At 59.1% G+C, this 19,681-nt stretch carries 15 protein-coding genes; 5 read left to right on the plus strand and 10 right to left on the minus strand.

What is annotated here, in order from left to right:
- Positions 1 to 3: 3 nt before the first annotated feature.
- Positions 4 to 1,080 carry a T6SS phospholipase effector Tle1-like catalytic domain-containing protein gene (locus AC2FJC_RS18010; RefSeq protein ID WP_496740535.1) on the minus strand — a complete coding sequence of 359 codons (1,077 nt, stop codon included), beginning with the start codon at positions 1,078 to 1,080 and terminating at the stop codon, positions 4 to 6.
- On the minus strand, positions 1,058 to 3,349 hold the full coding sequence (locus AC2FJC_RS18015; protein ID WP_496740537.1) for a xanthine dehydrogenase family protein molybdopterin-binding subunit: 2,292 nt from the start codon (positions 3,347 to 3,349) through the stop codon (positions 1,058 to 1,060). The genes AC2FJC_RS18010 and AC2FJC_RS18015 overlap by 23 nt, the downstream gene beginning before the upstream one ends.
- A 108-nt stretch (positions 3,350 to 3,457) precedes the next feature.
- Here AC2FJC_RS18015 and AC2FJC_RS18020 point away from each other — a divergent pair, with 108 nt between their 5' ends.
- The 4 genes from AC2FJC_RS18020 to AC2FJC_RS18035 all read left to right on the plus strand — a co-directional run bounded on the left by AC2FJC_RS18020 (position 3,458) and on the right by AC2FJC_RS18035 (position 8,680).
- Entirely contained in the window at positions 3,458 to 3,775 is a 318-nt protein-coding gene (locus AC2FJC_RS18020; protein WP_496740539.1) for a hypothetical protein, read from the plus strand.
- A gap of 77 nt (positions 3,776 to 3,852) precedes the next feature.
- Positions 3,853 to 7,008: a valine--tRNA ligase gene (locus AC2FJC_RS18025; RefSeq protein WP_496740541.1), complete on the plus strand. Its 3,156-nt coding sequence runs from the start codon at positions 3,853 to 3,855 to the stop codon at positions 7,006 to 7,008.
- 137 nt (positions 7,009 to 7,145) lie between these two features.
- A complete protein-coding gene (locus tag AC2FJC_RS18030; RefSeq protein ID WP_496740543.1) occupies positions 7,146 to 8,309 on the plus strand; it encodes a benzoate/H(+) symporter BenE family transporter in 1,164 nt (387 codons plus the stop codon).
- Positions 8,310 to 8,347: 38 nt separating this feature from the next.
- Positions 8,348 to 8,680, plus strand: coding sequence for a DnaJ family domain-containing protein (locus AC2FJC_RS18035; protein ID WP_496740626.1), 333 nt, complete (start codon positions 8,348 to 8,350; stop codon positions 8,678 to 8,680).
- Here the strand turns inward: AC2FJC_RS18035 and AC2FJC_RS18040 are convergent.
- The 3 genes from AC2FJC_RS18040 to AC2FJC_RS18050 form a co-directional block, all read right to left on the minus strand.
- The gene (locus AC2FJC_RS18040) at positions 8,677 to 9,048 is read right to left on the minus strand and encodes a VOC family protein (RefSeq protein ID WP_496740545.1); all 372 of its coding nucleotides are present in this window, start codon (positions 9,046 to 9,048) and stop codon (positions 8,677 to 8,679) included. The genes AC2FJC_RS18035 and AC2FJC_RS18040 overlap by 4 nt on opposite strands.
- A complete protein-coding gene (locus AC2FJC_RS18045) occupies positions 9,045 to 9,827 on the minus strand; it encodes a crotonase/enoyl-CoA hydratase family protein (protein WP_496740547.1) in 783 nt (260 codons plus the stop codon). The genes AC2FJC_RS18040 and AC2FJC_RS18045 overlap by 4 nt, the downstream gene beginning before the upstream one ends.
- 65 nt (positions 9,828 to 9,892) lie before the next feature.
- A complete protein-coding gene (locus tag AC2FJC_RS18050; protein ID WP_496740549.1) occupies positions 9,893 to 10,963 on the minus strand; it encodes an SMP-30/gluconolactonase/LRE family protein in 1,071 nt (356 codons plus the stop codon).
- Positions 10,964 to 11,058: 95 nt separating this feature from the next.
- Here AC2FJC_RS18050 and AC2FJC_RS18055 point away from each other — a divergent pair, with 95 nt between their 5' ends.
- A complete protein-coding gene (locus AC2FJC_RS18055; protein WP_496740551.1) occupies positions 11,059 to 12,159 on the plus strand; it encodes a pyridoxal phosphate-dependent aminotransferase in 1,101 nt (366 codons plus the stop codon).
- On the opposite strand, the gene AC2FJC_RS18060 is transcribed toward AC2FJC_RS18055, so the two are convergent.
- The 5 genes from AC2FJC_RS18060 to ptsP all read right to left on the minus strand — a co-directional run bounded on the left by AC2FJC_RS18060 (position 12,156) and on the right by ptsP (position 19,654).
- A complete protein-coding gene (locus tag AC2FJC_RS18060; RefSeq protein ID WP_496740553.1) occupies positions 12,156 to 13,352 on the minus strand; it encodes a pyridoxal-phosphate-dependent aminotransferase family protein in 1,197 nt (398 codons plus the stop codon). The genes AC2FJC_RS18055 and AC2FJC_RS18060 overlap by 4 nt on opposite strands.
- 51 nt (positions 13,353 to 13,403) lie before the next feature.
- Positions 13,404 to 14,036, minus strand: coding sequence for a bifunctional 4-hydroxy-2-oxoglutarate aldolase/2-dehydro-3-deoxy-phosphogluconate aldolase (locus tag AC2FJC_RS18065; RefSeq protein WP_113790523.1), 633 nt, complete (start codon positions 14,034 to 14,036; stop codon positions 13,404 to 13,406).
- A 3-nt stretch (positions 14,037 to 14,039) separates the two neighbouring features.
- Positions 14,040 to 15,845, minus strand: coding sequence for a phosphogluconate dehydratase (gene edd / locus AC2FJC_RS18070; protein WP_496740555.1), 1,806 nt, complete (start codon positions 15,843 to 15,845; stop codon positions 14,040 to 14,042).
- Between the two features lie 2 nt (positions 15,846 to 15,847).
- Positions 15,848 to 17,293 (minus strand): glucose-6-phosphate dehydrogenase, encoded by a 1,446-nt coding sequence (zwf, locus tag AC2FJC_RS18075; protein WP_496740557.1) that lies wholly within the window; start codon positions 17,291 to 17,293, stop codon positions 15,848 to 15,850.
- A 117-nt stretch (positions 17,294 to 17,410) separates the two neighbouring features.
- Entirely contained in the window at positions 17,411 to 19,654 is a 2,244-nt protein-coding gene (ptsP, locus tag AC2FJC_RS18080; protein WP_496740559.1) for a phosphoenolpyruvate--protein phosphotransferase, read from the minus strand.
- Between the last annotated feature and the right edge of the window lie 27 nt (positions 19,655 to 19,681).

The raw sequence follows: 19,681 nt of genomic DNA on the forward strand, positions 1-19,681 counted from the left end.
GTTCTACTGCGCCGGATGCGACGGCAGATCCGGCATCGGAACCCAGCCCGGTAATTCATCCGGCGAGACCGAGACGTGGAGTTTCTCTGACCGGTCGCGGCCCACCTTCCGATGCTTCCGCAGCAGAAAAATCTTGCCCCAACCACGCCAAGTTCCAACAGAACGGGCAGAGGTATCCGTCGGGAACTGATCACGCCAGCCTTCGGGTAGCGGCAGACCATGAAGTTCTGCCTTATCCAGCATCCAGACCAACGAGATGTTACTCAGCGGACGCGCCTCTTCGAACCCGTTCAATTGGCCACCGACATCGCCATGTGTGCCGCGGAACCAGACCTGCTCGACATGACCTTTGAATTCCGGGGTACATTTCCACAAGACCGGCTCGAACACCTCGCGGGTCTCGTCCAGCGCCATTGCGTGATAGCCGTGGCGCGTCGCCGGGCCAAGCTGGTGGGTGTGAAAGGCGTGACGCTCTTCGGCCCAGCGCCACAGCAGCGGCAGACGCATGCCCAGCGCTTTGACCGTATCCCAGACGCCGACCATCTCAATCGCCACATCTTCGTGACAGAATTGCCGCCGGAATTCGGCCGCGGCCGACCCGCTGGCGTTGCATTCATAGTGGCGGTAGGCCTGCTTGATGTTGCGAACGGTCGCATGTTCAGCCTTGAGCAGACCGATCATATCGATCACGCCAGCAAGGCTGCGCACACCGTAAGCGCCGCGCGAATAGCCGATGAAATAGATACGGTCGCCGGGTTTGTAGCGTGAGGCGAGATAGCCATATGCGCGGCGGATCTGGCGGTTGATCCCGCGCCCCATCATCACGTCCAGCGAGGATTTCCAGCTTTCCCATTGCACACCGGATTCGTAGAAGACGGACACTTTGCTGCCCATTTCGCGGCACAGTCGCAGGGTCTGGCCCGCATGGGTTTCGTAGCCCGGCTCAAGCGTCGACATTGTGCCGTCCAGGATAATCACATGGCTGACGGGTTCGCGGTGAAGCGCCTCGGCGGAGTGCTCGGAACGCAGAGGCCGCCCAAGCCATCCCAGAACCTTTTTACTCAGCCGCGTCAGAACCATCGTTCAGCAATTCCCATACTTTATGAGGTGTGAAAGGCATATCGGCCTGCCGCACCCCGTGATCCCAGAGCGCATCCTGAACCGCGTTTGCCACAGCGGCCAGCGCGCCGACGGTGCCGGCCTCTCCGCATCCTTTCATCCCCATTGGGTTGGAAGTTGACGGAACCGGCGCCGAGGTAAACTTAATCATGGGTATCTCGGCCGCGCGGGGCAAGGCGTAATCCATCAACGAAGCCGTGAGCAGTTGCCCCTGCGCATCATGCACAACGTGTTCCGTCAGTGCCTGACCAATGCCCTGCACCACCCCGCCATGCACTTGCCCCTCGGCCAGCATCGGATTGATAAGGTTACCAAAATCATCAACGATGGTATAACGATCCACCCATGTTTCGCCTGTGAAAGAATCGATCACGATTTCGGCAACATGTGCGCCATTGGGATAACTCCGCGCATCCAGATTGGCGCTGGCCTCATGGCTCAACAGGTCGGCGCGCCCATCGGCGCGGGCCATCTCCGCAGCCTCGGTGAGCGTCGGCGTCAGGTTTGATCCCGGTGCGCGGAAGGTTTCATGGTCGAAACGCACATCACTTTCCTCCACCCCCATCTTATCCGCCAGATACGGCGTGAATGCGGCGATCATGACGTCAATTGTCGCCAGCGTGGCCGTACTTTGCACCGTGACTGAACGTGACCCGCCAGTCCCGCCACCATGTGGCAACTGATCGCTGTCACCCTGGACCACATTGATCTGGTCCATCGGAACTCCGGTCTGGTCTGACAGGAATTGCGCATAGACCGTCTCATGCCCCTGCCCGTTCGATTGGGTACCGACATAAAGGTTCACCGTGCCATCCTCGCAGAACTCGACTTTCGCGTTTTCCGAAGGGTCACCCAAAATGCTTTCGATATAGTAACACAAGCCGCGCCCCCGGATCAGGCCACGTTCCGCATCTGCAGTTTTTCGCGTCGCGAACCCTTGGGTCTGGGCATATGCACGGGACAGGACCATATCGAAATCACCCACGTCATAGATTTCGCCGGTTGCGGTTTTGTAGGGGAAGTTTTCCGGCCGGATGAAATTCCTGCGGCGCAAATCCCAAGGATCGACGCCCAGATGGCGCGCGGCGCGATCCATGACACGTTCCAGAACATAGATCGCCTCGGGCCGCCCTGCCCCCCGATAGGCGTCGACTTGCGTGGTGTTGGTATAGAACCCCTCAACCCGCAGATACGTCGTTTGAGCGTCGTAAACCCCCATCAACACCTTGCTGAAAAGACTGGTCTGGATCGCTTGCCCGAAATGGCTGCTATACGCACCCAGATTTACCTTGCTGTGCACCCGGTAGGCCGTGATTTTCAGGTCCTCGTCAAAGGCGAGCTCAGCCAATGAGGTCAGGTCGCGACCGTGATGATCCGACAGCATCGCCTCGGATCGGTCAGACATCCAATGAACTGGCTGCCCGAGTTTCATCGCAGCAACTGAGACGCAAAAATACTCAGGGTACGGCATGACCTTCATGCCGAATCCGCCACCCACATCCGGGGTGGTGACACGGATCGCCTCGGGTTCCAGCTTCAGCTTTTGCGCCAACTGCCCCCGCATCGCCCAGACACCTTGCCCACCATAGGCAAAGTGCAAACGTCCATCGACCCAATTGGCCTGACATCCCCGTGGCTCGATTGAGGTGATGATCACGCGGTTGTCGGCCACATCCAGCGAAACGGTATGCGCGGCGGCCTGAAAGGCGGCATCGGTTGCTGCTTCATCGCCCAACCCCCAATCAAAAGCACGATTGTCGGCGACCTGATCATGCAGTGGTTCGCCACCGGCTTCGACATCCAGTTTTGCGGGCAGATCATCCGTGTCCATCCAGATCATCTCAACCGCATCTCGCGCCTGCAACAGCGTGTCTGCGATCACGACAGCCACAGGTTCGCCAACAAACCGGACGCGGTCTTGGGCCAGCATATGCCTGTCGGGCGCAAGGGTTTGAGAGCCATCGCGGTTCTCCACAGTCGCTGCGTTCATCACAGTGTCGATCCCCGCCGCTGAAAGATCATCCAGCGTCATGACAAGGCGCACCCCTTCCGCCTCACGCGCGGCATCCAGATCCAGCGCCGTGATCCGACCATGGGCAACCGGGCTGCGAAAAAAGGCTGCGAACAGAGCATCTCCGGGTACATCATCGTCCATGTATCGTCCGTGCCCGGTCAGAAACCGCTGATCTTCTGTCCGTTTGACGGGCTGGCTTTTACCGAACTTTTCCATGCGATGATCCTCCTGCGTTGGCGACCGTAGCCCAGCCCAAGGGGATGTCCAGTCGAACAGGCAGCTTCCTCGTGTTTTGCCAGTCATTTTTCGGTTAACCTGCAGGCCATGACATGGGCACATGACAGCGTTTTTCCATTCACTGCCCTGCTGACCAGCGGCGGCGAAGCCACCCACGACGTATATGTCGGTGGCGACGCCCGCGCGGGCATGGCACGGAAGGGCCACGGCCTAGTCATGCGCTACGCCGATGACAAACTTGCCTCAGAAAGGCATATAGGCGCCCTGAAGGATGCTGTCGGTAATCATCTTGAGACGGTGGAATTTGACGGCAACGACCACTCATTGCTGACGCTGGATTTCCATGAACCGGCCTACCAGCGTGTTCAGGTCTACTTTCGCGCGCGCTTTGCCCGGGCTGAATAACATACAACCCTTCCCCTTCCCTTACGCATTCGCTATTGCAGGCGCTGACCCGAATTTGTTGACGCAGGACGCATCCTATGGCGATGGAAAAGACATTCAACGCGACCGAGGCCGAGGCCCGCATTTATGAGGCCTGGGAACAGGCCGGAGCCTTCAAGGCAGGCGCGAACAGATCGCGCGACGAAAGCTTTACCATCATGATCCCGCCGCCCAACGTGACGGGTGCGTTGCACGTGGGCCACGCCTTCAACAACACGCTGCAGGACATCCTGACACGCTGGCACCGGATGCGCGGCTTCGACACGCTGTGGCAGCCCGGTCAGGACCATGCCGGTATCGCCACGCAGATGCAGGTCGAAAAGATGTTGGCCGCCACCCAACAGCCCAGCCGAAACGAGCTGGGTCGCGAGGCTTTTCTGGACAAGGTCTGGGAATGGAAGGGCGAATACGGCGGCACGATCATCGAGCAGCTGAAACGTCTTGGCTCCTCCTGTGACTGGTCGCGCAACGCCTTCACCATGGCCGGTGCACCACGCGATCCGCGCACCGGGCATGAAAACTCGGCCAACTTCCACGACGCGGTCATCAAGGTCTTCGTCGACATGTATGAAAAGGGCCTGATCTATCGCGGCAAGCGTCTGGTCAACTGGGACCCACATTTCGAAACCGCGATCTCGGATCTGGAAGTCGAGAATATCGAAGTCACGGGTCACATGTGGCACTTCAAGTACCCTCTGGCTGGTGGTGAGACCTATACCTACGTCGAAAAGGACGAGGATGGGAACGTCATCCTCGAAGAGGAGCGCGATTACATCTCGATCGCCACGACCCGCCCCGAAACCATGCTTGGCGACGGCGCGGTGGCCGTTCATGCGTCGGATGAACGGTATGCACCAATCGTTGGGAAACTCTGCGAAATCCCGGTTGGTCCGAAAGAGCATCGCCGTCAGATTCCGATCATCACCGATGACTACCCCGATCCCAATTTCGGCTCGGGCGCGGTGAAGATCACAGGCGCGCATGACTTTAACGACAACATGGTCGCCAAGCGCGGCGGCATTCCGATGTACCGCCTGATGGATACCAAAGGCGCGATGCGGGCTGATGGTGCGCCCTACGCCGAAGAGGCTGGTAAAGCGCAGGAATATGCACGCGGGCGTGAGTTCACCGAGAACGAGATCGACGCGATTAACCTCGTTCCCGACCATCTACGAGGTCTCGACCGGTTCGAGGCGCGCGCGAAAGTGGTCGAAGAGATCAACGCTGACGGTCTGGCCGTGATGACCCGTGCGGATGATCCAGTTCTGGGCACCAAGCTGGGCGAAGATGACGACCCGTCTGCACTGGTGCCGCTGGTCGAGAGCAAGCCGATCATGCAGCCGTTTGGCGACCGATCCAAAGTGGTGATCGAGCCAATGTTCACCGATCAGTGGTTCGTGGATGCCGAAAAGATCGTCGGCCCCGCGCTGGATGCGGTTAAGGACGGCACGGTCAAGATCATCCCTGAGTCGGGCGAGAAGACCTATTACCACTGGCTGGAAAACATCGAGCCCTGGTGCATCTCGCGCCAGTTGTGGTGGGGGCACCAGATACCGGTTTGGTATGGTCTCGACCTGTCCGCAGAAGACTTCATCGATGACGAAGATGATGGTGACCTGGATCTGGTTGAACTGGGCCGGTTGCTGAATGAAGGTGGCATGCTGCACCGTGGCAATGTCATGGAATGCGCAACCAGCTTGGATGCAGTCACCGAGAAATTCATGGACGACAACGCCAACATTCCCAGCCCGCTGAGCCACGCAACTGTTGTTGAAGTTTCAGACAAACACGAGGCGATCCATCGGTTTGCTGAAAGTCTCGCTCAGTATGCGGTCGAACAAGACCCAACCAATCTGATCTATCCGGTCTGGCGCGACCCCGACGTCCTCGACACCTGGTTCTCCTCCGGCCTCTGGCCGATCGGCACGCTGGGATGGCCCGAACAGACCGAAGAGATGGAGCGCTATTTCCCGACTGATGTGCTCATCACCGGCGCAGATATCCTGTTCTTCTGGGTCGCCCGGATGATGATGATGCAACTGGCCGTGGTAAACGAGATACCGTTCCATACCGTCTACCTGCACCAGCTCGTTCGCGACGAGAAGGGCAAGAAGATGTCCAAGACCACCGGCAACGTCATCGACCCGCTGGAAATCGTCGACGAATTCGGCGCCGACGCGCTGCGCTTTACCAACGCTTCGATGGCGGCGATTGGCGGCGTGCTGAAACTGTCCCGCGAACGCATCACCGGCTACCGCAACTTCGGCACCAAACTGTGGAACGCCGTCCGCTTTGCCGAGATGAACGAGGTCTTCACCGACGTTGTGCCTCAACTGGATGTGGCCGACCTTAAGCCCAAAGCCGCCGTAAACCGCTGGATCATCGGCGAAACCGCCCGCGTGCGGGAAGAGGTCGACGCGGCGCTGGAAAGCTATCGTTTCAACGACGCGGCCAACGGGCTTTATGCCTTTGTCTGGGGTAAGGTTTGCGACTGGTACGTGGAGCTGTCCAAGCCACTGCTGCAAGGGGACGATGCCGAGGCGCAGGCCGAAACCCGCGCCACGATGCGTTGGGTTCTGGACCAATGCATGGTCCTGCTGCACCCGATCATGCCGTTCATCACCGAAGAGCTGTGGGGCTTGACCGGCGACCGCGCCAAAATGGCCGTCCACGCCGATTGGCCAACCTATTCTGCCGCCGACCTGATTGGCGCTGAAGCGGATCTTGAGATGAACTGGGTGATCTCGGTGATCGAAAACACCCGCTCGGCCCGTGCACAGATGCGCGTTCCAGCCGGCCTCTATGTGCCGATGCTGGTGACCGAGATCGACGCCAATGGCCAAGCCGCGTGGGACCGCAACGAGGCGCTAATTAAACGTCTGGCGCGGATCGACAGCCTGACCAAAGCGGATGAGCTGCCTAAAGGTACGATCTCGATTGCCGCCCCCGGCGCATCTTTCGGTCTACCGCTGGCGGATATCATCGATATCGGCGCGGAAAAGGAACGGCTGGAAAAAGCCAAGGGCAAGCTGGCCAAGGAATTGGGCGGTCTTCGCGGACGTCTGAACAACCCAAAATTCGTGGCTTCGGCCCCGGAAGAGGTTGTCGCGGAGGCCAAAGCCAACCTTGCCGCCCGCGAAGAAGAAGAGGCGAAACTGAATGAGGCCCTCGCCCGTTTGGCCGAAATCGCCTGATCTTCGTCTTTTCGCAAATACTCAAAATCTAACACCCGCCGCTCACCCGGCGGGTTTTTTTGTTCGCTGACGCATTTCACCTTGTTTCTATCCGCTTGCGATTGTTAGCAATCTCTGCAGACAACTCAGAGGAAGTCATGGCGCGCCCTTTCCCTCCTGTGCAGACAATTTCGACCGGGCTTGTGGTAGCGGTCGTAGGGTTTTTCAGCTCTTTCCCGATCGTGCTGCAGGGCCTTGTTTCAATGGGTGCTTCAGAAGCTGAGGCGGCATCCGGTTTGATGATGGCAGCAGTTGCAATGGGTGTGACGGCGATCGTGGTCAGCCTTTGGTACCGGCAGCCGATTAGCGTGGCATGGTCAACACCCGGTGCCGCCCTTCTGGCGGTTTCGGCGACCCCATTGGTCGGATTTTCTGATGCGGTTGGTGCATTTCTTTGCGCCGGAGCCCTGACGGTTGTTGCCGGAATGTGGCGTCCACTTGGACGGCTTGCGGCCGCAATCCCGACAACACTTGCACAGGCCATGCTGGGCGGGGTTTTGCTGCCCTTATGCATCATTCCGTTCAAGGCGGCAGTTGAGCTGCCCTGGCAAGCGCTGCCGGTCATTCTGACGTGGTTTATCGCCGGGCGGATCAATCGGTTGATCGCAGTTCCTGCCGCAGTGGTTGCCGCGGCAATCGTCGTTGTATTGAACGCCGGTGACGGTTCGGTCCGACCGGAGCATCTTGTCGCCGCCCCTGTCTGGACCATTCCGACATTCTCGATCGCATCGGCGATCGGGATTGGCATCCCCTTGTTCATCGTCACCATGGCTACGCAAAACATACCCGGCATCGCCGTCATGCGCAGCTTTGGGTATGCGCCAATTGCTGGCAAGTTGTTCTCAGCCGTCGGAGGAGCCAGTATTCTGTCTGCCCCCTTTGGCGCTCCGGCCACGTGCCTTGCCGCGATTACCGCTGCGATGTGTTCAAACGAAGACAGCTACCCGGACCCGAACCAGCGTTACTGGTCAGCGGTTATGGCAGGCCTGTTTTACTGCGTATTTGGCGTCTTTGCCGTGGCAATCACCGGGTTCGCGGCCCACGCGGACCCATTGCTCATGGGTACTCTGACCGGCATTGCCCTGATCGGTGTGATGGCAAATGCGACCTTTGCCGCATTAGAGGTTCCCGCCGAACGCGAAGCGGCGATTCTGACATTCGCCATCACCGCATCAGGAATCACCGTCTTCGGCCTGGGCGCTGCAGTCTGGGGTTTGGCCGCAGGTGGTATCGCCTATCTGGTTACCAACCGATCCAGATGACAGCTTCCCCCGCTGTGCTGGTCGGGTACTATGAACCTATGTTTGGATCACTCGGAAAACTGGTCGAACGCCAGATCAAAAAAGCGCAAGCCGAAGGTCAGCTAGAGGGGCTGGAGGGCGAAGGCCAGCCGCTGCCTGACCGTTCGTCCGAGGCTCAGACCGATCCGGCCGTCGCCGCCGGTCATCGGATCATGGCACAAGCAGGCGTTCTGCCCGAAGAGTTCAGCATCAAGAAAGAATTAGATGCCGCGCGTAAAACCTATGCGTCGCAGTCCAACGCTGACGTGCGTAAGGTGACTATGGCTAAGATCGCCGAGCTTGAGATGCGATACAATATGGCCCGTGATGCACGACGGGCTTTTATGCGTTAATTGCCGGGCGCAAATGCCCTGCTGGACACGGAAATCGAGTTTCCCGATGGATCCTTGGCATTTGCGAAACTGTAGCCGTCCGCCGAGTGGATCGGACCAAATTTCAGCCCCTGCTGCGCGGCTTGTCTGCAAAACTTGGCAACGTCCGCGACATCAAAAACAATTTTGACCGCTGCTTGCCCCTGCCAAGCGGCCTTGCTGGCCGGATGCAACAACAGGCGCAGCCCGTCCTCGTCCGGCACAAGCTCTACAATCCGGTCCCCTTCCAGTTGGCGGGCTGCATAACCAAAATGCGTCTCATAGAAATGTACCATCTTGTCGATGTCCTTGGCGTACAGGATCAATCGTGTGACAGGTGTCGAGATCATTTGAACTGTGGCTTGCGACCTTGCAAATTCGCCGCAATGACCTCCATCTGATCCGGCTTGCCGATCAGTTCCGCCTGCTCTGACGACTCTTCCAGCAGCACCTCTGTGCGGGGTTTGGCTTCCGCAACCTCGATCAGGCGCTTGGCCGCGCGGATGGCCGAAGGGCTTTGGCCCGCGATGTCCTCAGCCAAGGCCAATGCCTCGGTCAACGGGTCATCCGACAGCTTGGTAACCAGCCCCCAGTCCGCTGCCTGCGCGGCACCGATGGGGCGGGCCGAATAGGTCAACAGGCGTAAAACGTCCGACCGGGCCAGCTTTGGCAGCAGAACCATCCCGCCCATGTCGGGGATCAGACCCCACTTCATCTCCATCACGGCGAGTTTAGCCTCGGGATGTGCTATCCGGATGTCAGCGCCCAGCGCAAGTTGCAAACCGCCGCCATAAGCAACACCCTGAATGGCACAAATGACAGGAACGGGCACGCGTTGCCAAACCAGGGCAACTTCCTGCACCTCATTGGCGTCGTTGTGGCTGCGGGTCATCAACCATTCGGTCGGGTCCGTTTGCGCCATGCTCGCAAAGCTGGCCATGTCCAGACCCGCGCAAAAGCTTTTGCCTTCACCCGACAGCACCACCGCACGGGCATCCGAGGCAGCGACCTCCTGCCCCGCAGAAATGATGGCCTTTATCATCGCATCATCCAGCGCATTCATCTTGTCGCCGCGCGTCAGAGTTACGTGCGCGATGTGATTTTTGTATTCGACGGATACACGTGACATCTCAGGCCTCTCAATTCCGGTTAGGGGTACAATGCCCCGATGGATCAGGCAGTTCCACCTCAACGTTAGGGCAGATTTGACGCAGGCATGCGCCCGAACCAGGGCGAATCCAATGTCATGACGTAGAAATGTCCCCCAGCCACCTTGCCACCCGTGGTGATGCCCAACCGACCCCCGGGGTCTTGCAAGGTCTGCAGGATGTTCCCGTCGCCGTCAAACTGCACCATCATCCCGCGATGGGTCGGCGCAGGCCGCACCGTCGGCCCCAGTCGCCAGATCACCTTGCGCAGGAACGGGTATGGCATCAGTGCCTCGCTTGGCACGCGCGGGCTGGCAAAAGCCATCCAATAGGTGCCATCACCCTGTGCCTCGATGTTGTCGGGATAGCCTGGGAGATTGTCCATCAGGACCTCTTGCTGCCCGGCCTTCGGGCCGGTCAACCAAAGCTTGTGCACCCGGGCGCGCCCGGTTTCGGCGATCAGCAGAAAATCCTCACCCGGCGACAACGCGACGCCGTTCGTGTAGACAAAGCCTTCGGCCAGTTTCTCGGTCGTGCCATCGGGCGCGTGGCGGGCAACGTAACCTTTGTCCGATTGCTCCCAGATGGTCAGTACCGAAGTCGGTTTGGTCCCGCCCATCGTTTCGGGATCGAACCGATCGGACGAGTTTGAGAAATAGATCGTCCCGTCCTTCGCCACGTCCAATTGATTTGCATAGATCACCGGCGCGCCGTTTATCTCAGACACGACTGGCTGCAGCGTACCGGGGCCGGTCCAGCGCATGATGCCTCGGAAGCTGTCGGCGATGTAAAGCACCCCATCCGGACCGACCGTCAGGCCCAAGGGCCGACCGCCGAGGTCGTCAACTTTCACCGGGGCCTCGTCGTCTATTCGGTACAGAGCCCCGGACAAGCTGGTCGTGTACACGGACCCGTCGGGCATGATGGCAATGTCTTCGGGTCCTTTCTCACCGTCAGGCAACGAGATCAGCTCCAACTGGTCCAACGCATTGTTCTCCGCAAAGTCACCAGTGAAACCCGGTGCTTCGGGTGGGGTCCATGCCACCGGTTGAACCGGGACCGGCCAGAAAACCAGATAGGCGAGGCCGACAATCAACAGGCCCAAAACTATGCGCATGCGCGCTCCTCCCTTTAATCGTTACGCAAACAATGCGGAGCAGCATCCTGCAACGCAAGCTTGCCTGTCGTATGACCTTACGTTTATCTGCCCCCATGACAGAGCCACGCTATACCCCGCTTGCCCAATCCCTGCCTGCAACCGTGCCGTTTGTTGGCCCCGAAACGCAGGAACGCCAGCGTGGCGCGCCATTTGTGGCGCGGCTGGGCGCAAATGAAAGCGTGTTTGGACCTTCACCGCGCGCCATAGCGGCAATGGCAGAAACGGGGATCTGGATGTATGGCGATCCGGAAAACCACGATCTGCGCGTGGCATTGGCGGATCACCATGGAGTCGGGTCGGAAAACATCGTGGTTGGCGAAGGCATTGACGGACTGTTGTGTTACCTGGTGCGGCTACTGGTCGGATCCGGAGACGCGGTTGTCACCTCAGATGGGGCATACCCGACCTTCAACTACCATGTGGCAGGGTTCGGCGGAACGCTCCACAAAGTGCGGTATCGCGACGACCACGAGGACCCGGCGGCGCTGTTTGCCAAGGCACGTGAAGTGGATGCCACGCTGGTGTATCTGGCCAATCCTGACAACCCGATGGGTAGCTGGCATTCCGGAGCGGATATCGTGACGGCGCTAGGCGATCTGCCCAACGGGTGTTTGCTTGTATTGGACGAGGCCTATGTGGAATGTGCGCCTGATGGCACCGCCGCCCCTGTGGCAGCAGACGATCCGCGGGTGATCCGGATGCGAACATTTTCCAAGGTGTACGGCATGGCGGGCGCGCGGGTTGGCTATGCCATCGGCGCACCCGGCCTGATTTCAGCCTTCAACAAGGTGCGCAACCATTTCGGAATGAACCGAGCCGCGCAGGCCGGTGCGCTGGCCGCACTGAAGGATGCAGAGTGGCTAAATCATGTTCAGACCAAGATTACCGAAGCGCGTGACCGGATTGGCCATATTGCACGAGAGAATGGTTTAGCGCCCTTGCCCTCGGCCACCAACTTCGTTGCCATTGATTGCGGGAAGGATGGAGCCTTTGCCAAGGCGGTCCTGGACTCGCTGGTTGCGCAGGGCATTTTCGTGCGTATGCCCTTTGCCGCCCCGCAAAATCGCTGCATCCGCGTCAGCTGTGGCGAGGCAGCCGATCTGGATGCTTTTGCCACAGCATTGCCAAAAGCGCTTGCCGAGGCGCGGCGTTAGGTCTTCGACGCAAGCACCGCAGCTGCAGCTTCTAAGGCGCCTTTGCCGCGAGGGATATCCAGCGCGGCCATGGCTGTTTCCACACCGCCCAACGTAGCCATAACCATCTGGCCGTTGACGTAACCCATATGGCCAAGACGGAAGCATCCGTCCCAATCGTCCATCCCCAGACCAATGCCAAGGGTCAAGCCCAGTTGGCTTTCAGTGAACTTGCGCAATGGCGTGCCGCGTCCCTCGGTCAGTCGCAAGGCGGTGACAGCGTGGCTGCGATGTTGACGATCGGCAACATTTAGATGCAGCGCGCCACCTTGCGCCCAGGTTTCACATGCTTCCCAGATGGCCGTGGCTAGCCTCTCGTGCCGCGCCCAAACCTCCTCCATCCCCTCGGCATGGATCATGTCCAAGGCCGCGCGCAAACCGTAGAGGTGATGGGTTGGCGCGGTGCCATTAAAATACTGATAGAACAGCTCAGGGTTCGCCCGCGGCTGCCAGTCCCAATACCGCGAAACACGTGGCATCGCGGCGCGCTTGGCTTGTGCTTTGTCATTGAAAAACACAAACCCTGTTCCAGCGGGTGTCATCAGCCCCTTCTGACAGGCCGTAACTGTGACGTCGACGCCCCAGGTATCCATTTCGAACCGGTCACACCCCATCGAGGCAATGCAATCCGCCATCAAAAGCGCCGGGTGCCCCAGATCGTCCATCAAGGCGCGTAGTGCTGGAATGTCGTTCCGGATTGAGCTTGAGGTGTCTACATGAACGGCCAGAACCGCCTTGATCTTGTGGGCCTTGTCGCCACGCAACGCCTCGGCAATGCGGTCGAAGTCCCATGCCGAGGACGAGCCGAAGTCGATCAATTGAACCTTGGCGCCGATACCCTCGGCCATCTCGGCCCAGCCATGGGTAAATCGGCCAGATGCGGGGGCTAGAACCGTTTCACCGGGAGCGATGACGTTGGACAGCGCTGCCTCCCACGTCCCGTGGCCGTTAGAGATATAGATAGCAACGCTATGCTCGGTCCGCGCCACGCGGCACAGATCGCGGGTCAGCGCCGGCATCATCTCGATCAGCTCGCCTTCGTAGATATTCGGCGACGGGCGGTGCATGGCCTGCAAAACCGCATCCGGGATGACCGAAGGTCCTGGAATCGCCAGATACTCGCGCCCTTGCGCCAAGGAAATGGGGTCTGTCATGGGATCAACCTGTATGAATTGACGCCCACCCTAGCGCAGCTTTAAGCGGCGTCAATCCATCAGCTTGGAGGCCGCGCGCGCAAGGTTTTCGATACCGGCCCAATCCCCATCAATGACCATCTTTTTCGGCGCAACCCAGCTTCCGCCCGCGCAGACCACATTGGACAAGGACAGGTAATCCTTTGCATTTTCGGGGGACACGCCACCGGTCGGGCAAAACTTGATTTGCGGCAACGGTGCGCCAATCGCTTTCAACGCAGGTGCACCACCCGACGCCTCGGCCGGGAAGAACTTGAGCATGTCGTAGCCCTTTTCCAACAGACGCATCGCCTCACTGGCTGTGGCGGCGCCGGGCAACAAGGGCAGACCCTCGGCCTCGCAGGCCGCGATCAACTCGTCGGTGGCACCGGGCGAGACGCCAAATTGCGCGCCTGCTTCTTTCGCGGCGCGCACATCTTCTGGCGTGACCAAAGTTCCTGCACCGACGACGCCGCCCGGCACATCCGCCATCGCGCGGATCGCGTCTAGTGCAGCAGGGGTGCGCAGTGTAACCTCAAGCGCGGGAAGACCACCTGCGACAAGCGCCTCGGCCAGTGGGCGCGCCTGAGCCGCGTCATCGACGACAAGGACAGGAACAATGGGCGCAAGTGCGCAGATTTCACGCGTGCGTTGGGTTTTGGACATGGGTCAAACTCCGAAAATACTGGCGCCGGTGTCTGCTGATCCGACATTTTGGCGGAAGGTAGAGAAAAGGTCACGCCCCACGCCGTGTTGGTTGGCCGACAAATCAGCAGTGGCAGGGGCACGGTCCAGAACCCCGGGGGTCAGAATCTCCAACTCACCCTTCACCGCATCGACGCGCAAGATGTCGCCATCCTGCAGGTAAGCGATCGGCCCGCCATCCAGCGCCTCGGGGCAGACATGGATCGCCGCAGGGACTTTACCGGACGCGCCGGACATACGACCATCGGTTACAAGCGCCACCTTTTGCCCACGGCCCTGCAAGATCGACAGGATCGGTGTCAGCGAGTGAAGCTCGGGCATGCCATTTGCCTTGGGTCCCTGGAACCGGACAACAACGATGACGTCGCCAGTGAACTCTCCGGCCTTGAACGCGGCTTTCGCCTCATCCTGATCATGGAACACGCGTACAAGCGCTTCGACAACCTGATGTTCCGGGGCGACGGCCGAAACCTTCATCACGCCGGTGCCCAAATTGCCAGTCAGGCGCGACAACCCACCAGTGGGTTGGAATGGGTCTTTCGCCGGGCGGACGATTTTTTCGTTCAGGCTGTGGCCAGCCCCGTCTTCCCAAACCAACTCACCGTTCTTCAGCTTCGGTTCTTTGGCGTAATTCCGTAGACCCTGCCCCGCGACGGTTAGAGTGTCGGGGTGCAGAAGCCCATCTTCCAGTAGCGTTCCAATGCAGTACCCAAGACCACCCGCTGCGTGGAAGTGGTTCACGTCTGCCAGACCGTTCGGATAAACCCGCGCAACCAGAGGCACCACGGCGGAAATGTCAGAAAAATCCTGCCAATCCAGTACGATACCACCTGCGCGCGCCATTGCGATCAAATGGATCAGCAGGTTGGTCGACCCACCCGTGGCCATCAGACCCACGATGCCGTTCACAAACGCCCGCTCATCCAGTACCTGATAGACTGGTGTATAGTGGTTGCCCAGCGCACTCAGCGACAGGGCGCGGCGCGCGCCTTCCTCGGTCAGCGCATCCCGCAGAGGCGTGTTGGGATTCACAAAGCTGGAGCCCGGCAGGTGCAGGCCCATGAATTCCATCAACATCTGATTGGTGTTCGCGGTGCCATAAAAAGTACAAGTGCCCGGTCCGTGATACGCGGCCATTTCAGCGGCCATAAGCTCGTCACGGCCGATCTCTCCTGCGGCAAATTTCTGGCGAATCTTTGCTTTTTCATCGTTGGGCAAACCGCTGGTCATCGGTCCGGCTGGCAGGAACACAGCGGGCAGGTGGCCGAACGCCTGTGCGCCGATGATCAAACCGGGAACGATCTTGTCACAGACGCCCAGGAAAACGGCCGCATCGTAGGTGTTGTGGCTCAGCGCCACTCCGGTCGCCAGGGCAATCACGTCGCGGGAAAACAGAGACAACTCCATCCCCGCCTCGCCTTGGGTGACGCCGTCACACATGGCTGGCACGCCACCCGCAACTTGTGCAGTGCCACCTGCGGCTCGGATCGCATCGCGGATCAGGCCGGGATAACGCTCGAACGGCTGGTGGGCGGAAAGCATGTCGTTATAGGCGGTGACGATGCCCAGATTACCGGCCGTATCAGTGGCCATCGCTTGCTGATCCTCACCCGCACCGGCATAGGCATGGGCTTGACCGCTGCAAGACAAATGCGCGCGCGCCGGTCCCTTGGATCGGGCATGTTCCATACGCTCAATATGCGGGCCGCGCAGTCCGGCGCTGCGGTCGATGATGCGTTGAGTGACGTCGGTGATGACTGTATTAACCATGATTACCCTCCGATCTGACGCCAGCGGCGCCCATCGCGATGCATCAGCATCAGCGCTTCTTCTGGGCCGGAACTGCCCTGATCATATTTCGCGGGGCGATCTCCACGCTCTTCCCAACTGTGAATAATGGGATCAACCCAGGCCCAGGCGGCTTCGGCTTCGTCGCCGCGCATAAACAGGGTTTGGTCGCCACGAATGACATCCATGATCAGTCGTTCATAGGCGTCCGGCGATTGCGCCTCATCCCCAAGCGCCTCGGCAAAACTCATGTCCAGTGCAACATCTGACAGGCGGAACCCGCCCTGCCCCGGTTCTTTAATCGTTGTTCGCAGGGTAATACCTTCGTCCGGTTGCAGGCGGATCACCAGCACGTTGCCGTGCAGCGGGCCGACATTGGGGAAGATCGTATGCGGCGGATCCCGGAAAAACACCGCGATTTCGGATTCGCGAGCCCGCAGGCGTTTTCCAGTTCGCAAATAGAACGGCACACTGGCCCAGCGCCAGTTGCCGATATGAGCCTTAAGAGCGATGTAACTTTCTGTGCGGCTCGCGGGGTTGCCAACATGATCCAAATAACCGTCGCCACCTTTGCTCGAACGATATTGGCCGCGTGCGATGTCAGACGGCGCAACAGGCTCCAGCGCCTCGATCACCTTGACTTTCTCATCACGCACGGCGTTGGGCGAAAATTTGGACGGAGGTTCCATCGCAGTCAGGCACAATAGCTGAACCAGATGGTTCTGCACCATGTCCCGCATTGCACCGGACTGATCGTAATAGGCTCCGCGCCCTTCGACGCCAACAGTCTCGGCCACGGTGATTTGAACATGATCGACATGTGTCGCGTTCCAGAGAGGTTCGAACAGGGAATTGGCAAAGCGCAGCGCCATCAGGTTCTGCACCGTTTCCTTTCCCAAATAGTGGTCGATCCGATATATCTGATGCTCTTCAAAGCAGGCTCGCAGCCCGGAGTTCAGCGCCTTGGCCGAGGCGAGGTCGTGGCCAAAGGGTTTTTCGACCACGATACGGCTGTCGGGCGTCGCCATGCTATGATCGCTCAGCCGTTTTGCGATACCCGAGAAAAGGCTGGGGCCAACTGACAGGTAGAATGCGCGTACAACGTCAGGGCGCAAGGTATTGGCAAGTTCTTTCCAACCGGAGTCTCCCAGTGCGTCAACGGGAACATATTCAACATGGCTCAGAAACTGATCCAGAACTTCCTTTTTGAATGCAGGCGCAAATTCTTTCATCGAGGCGCGTATTTGGTCCCGGAACCCGTCGCTGTCCATGTCGGACCGCGCTGTGCCGATAATCTTTGCGTCTTCGGGCATCTGACCGACTTCGAACCGATGATAGAGCCCGGGTAAGATCTTGCGCTGCGCCAGATCACCGGTCGCGCCGAATAGCACCAGATCGAACGGGTCTACCGGGATTACGCGTGAAACCATCTATGGGCTCCTTCAAATCTGCTGGCATCACTCAGGCGCAGTTATCACTGGTCCTTGTGATGCAAGCATTGTTACCGCTAACATTCAGGCACTGAATAGGGAAGCGCAACTGGAAAATCAACCCTGATTCCGCAACCACTCCATTACCGAGGATCGAACCGATTGGTCTCCACGATGGCGGGCGTCAGCGATGATCTTACGCAGTGACTGCAGGTCAGCGCGCAACAACACGCTTTTGACCGGGCCAATCGACGCCGGGCGCATTGACAAGGTCCGAATACCCATGGCTGCCAGACAAAGTGCCTCAACCGGTCGCCCGGCATCCTCGCCACAGAAAGACAACGGCGTGTTCGAGATATTGCAGCGCTCGACAATTCGTTCGATGAAGGAGAGGAAACTGACATTCAGCGTGTCATAGCGTCGGCGAACCAGCTCGTTTTCGCGGTCGGCGGCAAAAAAGAACTGTTTCAGGTCGTTGCCCCCGATCGAGACGAAATCCACCTCGTCAAAGAACTTCTGCGGGGCAAAGGCGAGAGATGGCGTTTCCAGCATTGCGCCAACTTCGATCGATTCTGGCAGCACATGACCAAGACGCTTTTCGCGTTCGATGGTCTTGTTCACTTCCCAACGTGCCTCACGGTATTCTTCGGCCTGCGCCACAAACGGGAACATGATTGTCAAAGGCCGCCCATTGGCTGCACGCATCAACGCCTGCAACTGCATCCGCATCACGCCGCGTTTGTCCAGACCAACGCGAATAGCGCGCCAGCCCAAAGCCGGGTTCGGCTCTTCGACGTGCTTCATATAGGGCAGAACTTTATCCGACCCGATATCCAGTGTGCGGAAAACCACGCGCATGTCACCAGCAGCATCCATTACGCGCTGGTATTGTGTCACAAGCTCGGACCGCTTGGGCATCTGGTTGCGGATCAGGAACTGAAGCTCGGTGCGGAACAGGCCCACACCCTCGGCCCCCGAATTGCCCAGCGACGGCAGATCGGCCATCAGGCCCGCGTTCATAACCAAATTGATCCGCTCACCATCGCGCGTCACTGTCGGAGTATCGCGGATCGAGGCATAGCGTTCCTGCGCTTTGGCCTGCATGGCGATTTTATCGCGAAACGCGGAGACAACCGTATCTTCCGGGCGCAGTTGGACCATTCCCTGATCGCCATCGACCAGAATATGATCTCCGTTCAATGCCTCTGTGGTGATGTGCCCAACGTGAACCACCAGTGGAATTGCCAGGGCACGGGCCACAATCGTTGCGTGGCTACCGACTGAACCTTCTTCAAGAACGATCCCTTTCAACGAGCGACCATATTCCAACAGATCTCCAGGCCCGATATTTCGGGCAACCAGGATCGGATCGGGTGGCAGGTCGGCCCCGTTGGTACCCCCCTGCCCGGTCAAGATGCGCAGCAGCCGGTTGCTGAGGTCATCCAGATCTGCCAGCCGTTCACGCAGATAGGGGTCGGTGACCTGCCCCATCCGGGCGCGGGCTTGCGATTGTTCTTTCTCAACCGCCGCTTCGGCGCTAAGGCCCAAGGCAATGTCCTCTTCCATCCGGCGCATCCAACCCTTGGAATTGGCGAACATCCGGTATGCTTCCAGTACCTGCAATTGCTCCTTGTCACCGCCCTGCGAAATCTCAAGCATCTTGTCGACGCCCACGCGCAGCTCATCCACAGCCTCATTCAGACGTTCACGTTCGCGGTGGGGATCGTCGGCAATCGGGTTGGTGACGACAACACGGGGTTCATGCAGCCAGACATGCCCTTCGGCAGCTCCTTCCTGTGCCGGGCCTCCCTCAAATTGCACTGATTGCTGGTGCCGAGGTGAAAGGGCAGCGCCCTCGCCCACAAAGGCGCCAAGCTCAGTCATTTCGGCCAAGACCATGGCGACCACTTCCAGCGCGTAGACCTCGTCAGCGGAATACAAACGCGCGTCACGAGATTGAACGACCAATACGCCCAGCTTTTCACCCAAACGCTGGATCGGCACCCCAATAAAAGACGAGAATCTTTCTTCACCAGTTTCCGGCATATACCGAAACCCTTTGGTCGAAGGCGCGTCGGCGGTGTTCACGACCTTGCCGGATTGCGCGACATGACCCACGAGGCCTTCACCCAACCGCATACGCGTTTTGTGAACCGCCTCTGGAGACAACCCTTCGGTCGCGCAAAGCTCAAGAGTGTCGGAATCCCGGAACAGATAGATCGAGCACACCTCGGCCCGGATACTATCCGCGATCAGATGCGTGATCCGGTCAAGACGTTCCTGACCGGCGGCTTCGCTCGCCATCTCTTCGCGCAGCCGCCCCAGCAGCTTGCGGGATTCTGTTTCGGTGCCTTCCGCCATATCCCACCCAAATTACGGAATCAGGCG

This window comes from Ruegeria sp. CDSB117 (assembly GCF_059611005.1).

What these genes read in the sequence shown, in the direction of transcription:
- AC2FJC_RS18010 (WP_496740535.1), bottom strand. Translation starts at nt 1,080, where the DNA reads ATGGTTCTGACGCGGCTGAGTAAAAAGGTTCTGGGATGGCTTGGGCGG.
- AC2FJC_RS18015 (WP_496740537.1), bottom strand. Translation starts at nt 3,349, where the DNA reads ATGGAAAAGTTCGGTAAAAGCCAGCCCGTCAAACGGACAGAAGATCAG.
- AC2FJC_RS18020 (WP_496740539.1), top strand. Translation starts at nt 3,458, where the DNA reads ATGACATGGGCACATGACAGCGTTTTTCCATTCACTGCCCTGCTGACC.
- AC2FJC_RS18025 (WP_496740541.1), top strand. Translation starts at nt 3,853, where the DNA reads ATGGCGATGGAAAAGACATTCAACGCGACCGAGGCCGAGGCCCGCATT.
- AC2FJC_RS18030 (WP_496740543.1), top strand. Translation starts at nt 7,146, where the DNA reads ATGGCGCGCCCTTTCCCTCCTGTGCAGACAATTTCGACCGGGCTTGTG.
- AC2FJC_RS18035 (WP_496740626.1), top strand. Translation starts at nt 8,348, where the DNA reads ATGTTTGGATCACTCGGAAAACTGGTCGAACGCCAGATCAAAAAAGCG.
- AC2FJC_RS18040 (WP_496740545.1), bottom strand. Translation starts at nt 9,048, where the DNA reads ATGATCTCGACACCTGTCACACGATTGATCCTGTACGCCAAGGACATC.
- AC2FJC_RS18045 (WP_496740547.1), bottom strand. Translation starts at nt 9,827, where the DNA reads ATGTCACGTGTATCCGTCGAATACAAAAATCACATCGCGCACGTAACT.
- AC2FJC_RS18050 (WP_496740549.1), bottom strand. Translation starts at nt 10,963, where the DNA reads ATGCGCATAGTTTTGGGCCTGTTGATTGTCGGCCTCGCCTATCTGGTT.
- AC2FJC_RS18055 (WP_496740551.1), top strand. Translation starts at nt 11,059, where the DNA reads ATGACAGAGCCACGCTATACCCCGCTTGCCCAATCCCTGCCTGCAACC.
- AC2FJC_RS18060 (WP_496740553.1), bottom strand. Translation starts at nt 13,352, where the DNA reads ATGACAGACCCCATTTCCTTGGCGCAAGGGCGCGAGTATCTGGCGATT.
- AC2FJC_RS18065 (WP_113790523.1), bottom strand. Translation starts at nt 14,036, where the DNA reads ATGTCCAAAACCCAACGCACGCGTGAAATCTGCGCACTTGCGCCCATT.
- edd (WP_496740555.1), bottom strand. Translation starts at nt 15,845, where the DNA reads ATGGTTAATACAGTCATCACCGACGTCACTCAACGCATCATCGACCGC.
- zwf (WP_496740557.1), bottom strand. Translation starts at nt 17,293, where the DNA reads ATGGTTTCACGCGTAATCCCGGTAGACCCGTTCGATCTGGTGCTATTC.
- ptsP (WP_496740559.1), bottom strand. Translation starts at nt 19,654, where the DNA reads ATGGCGGAAGGCACCGAAACAGAATCCCGCAAGCTGCTGGGGCGGCTG.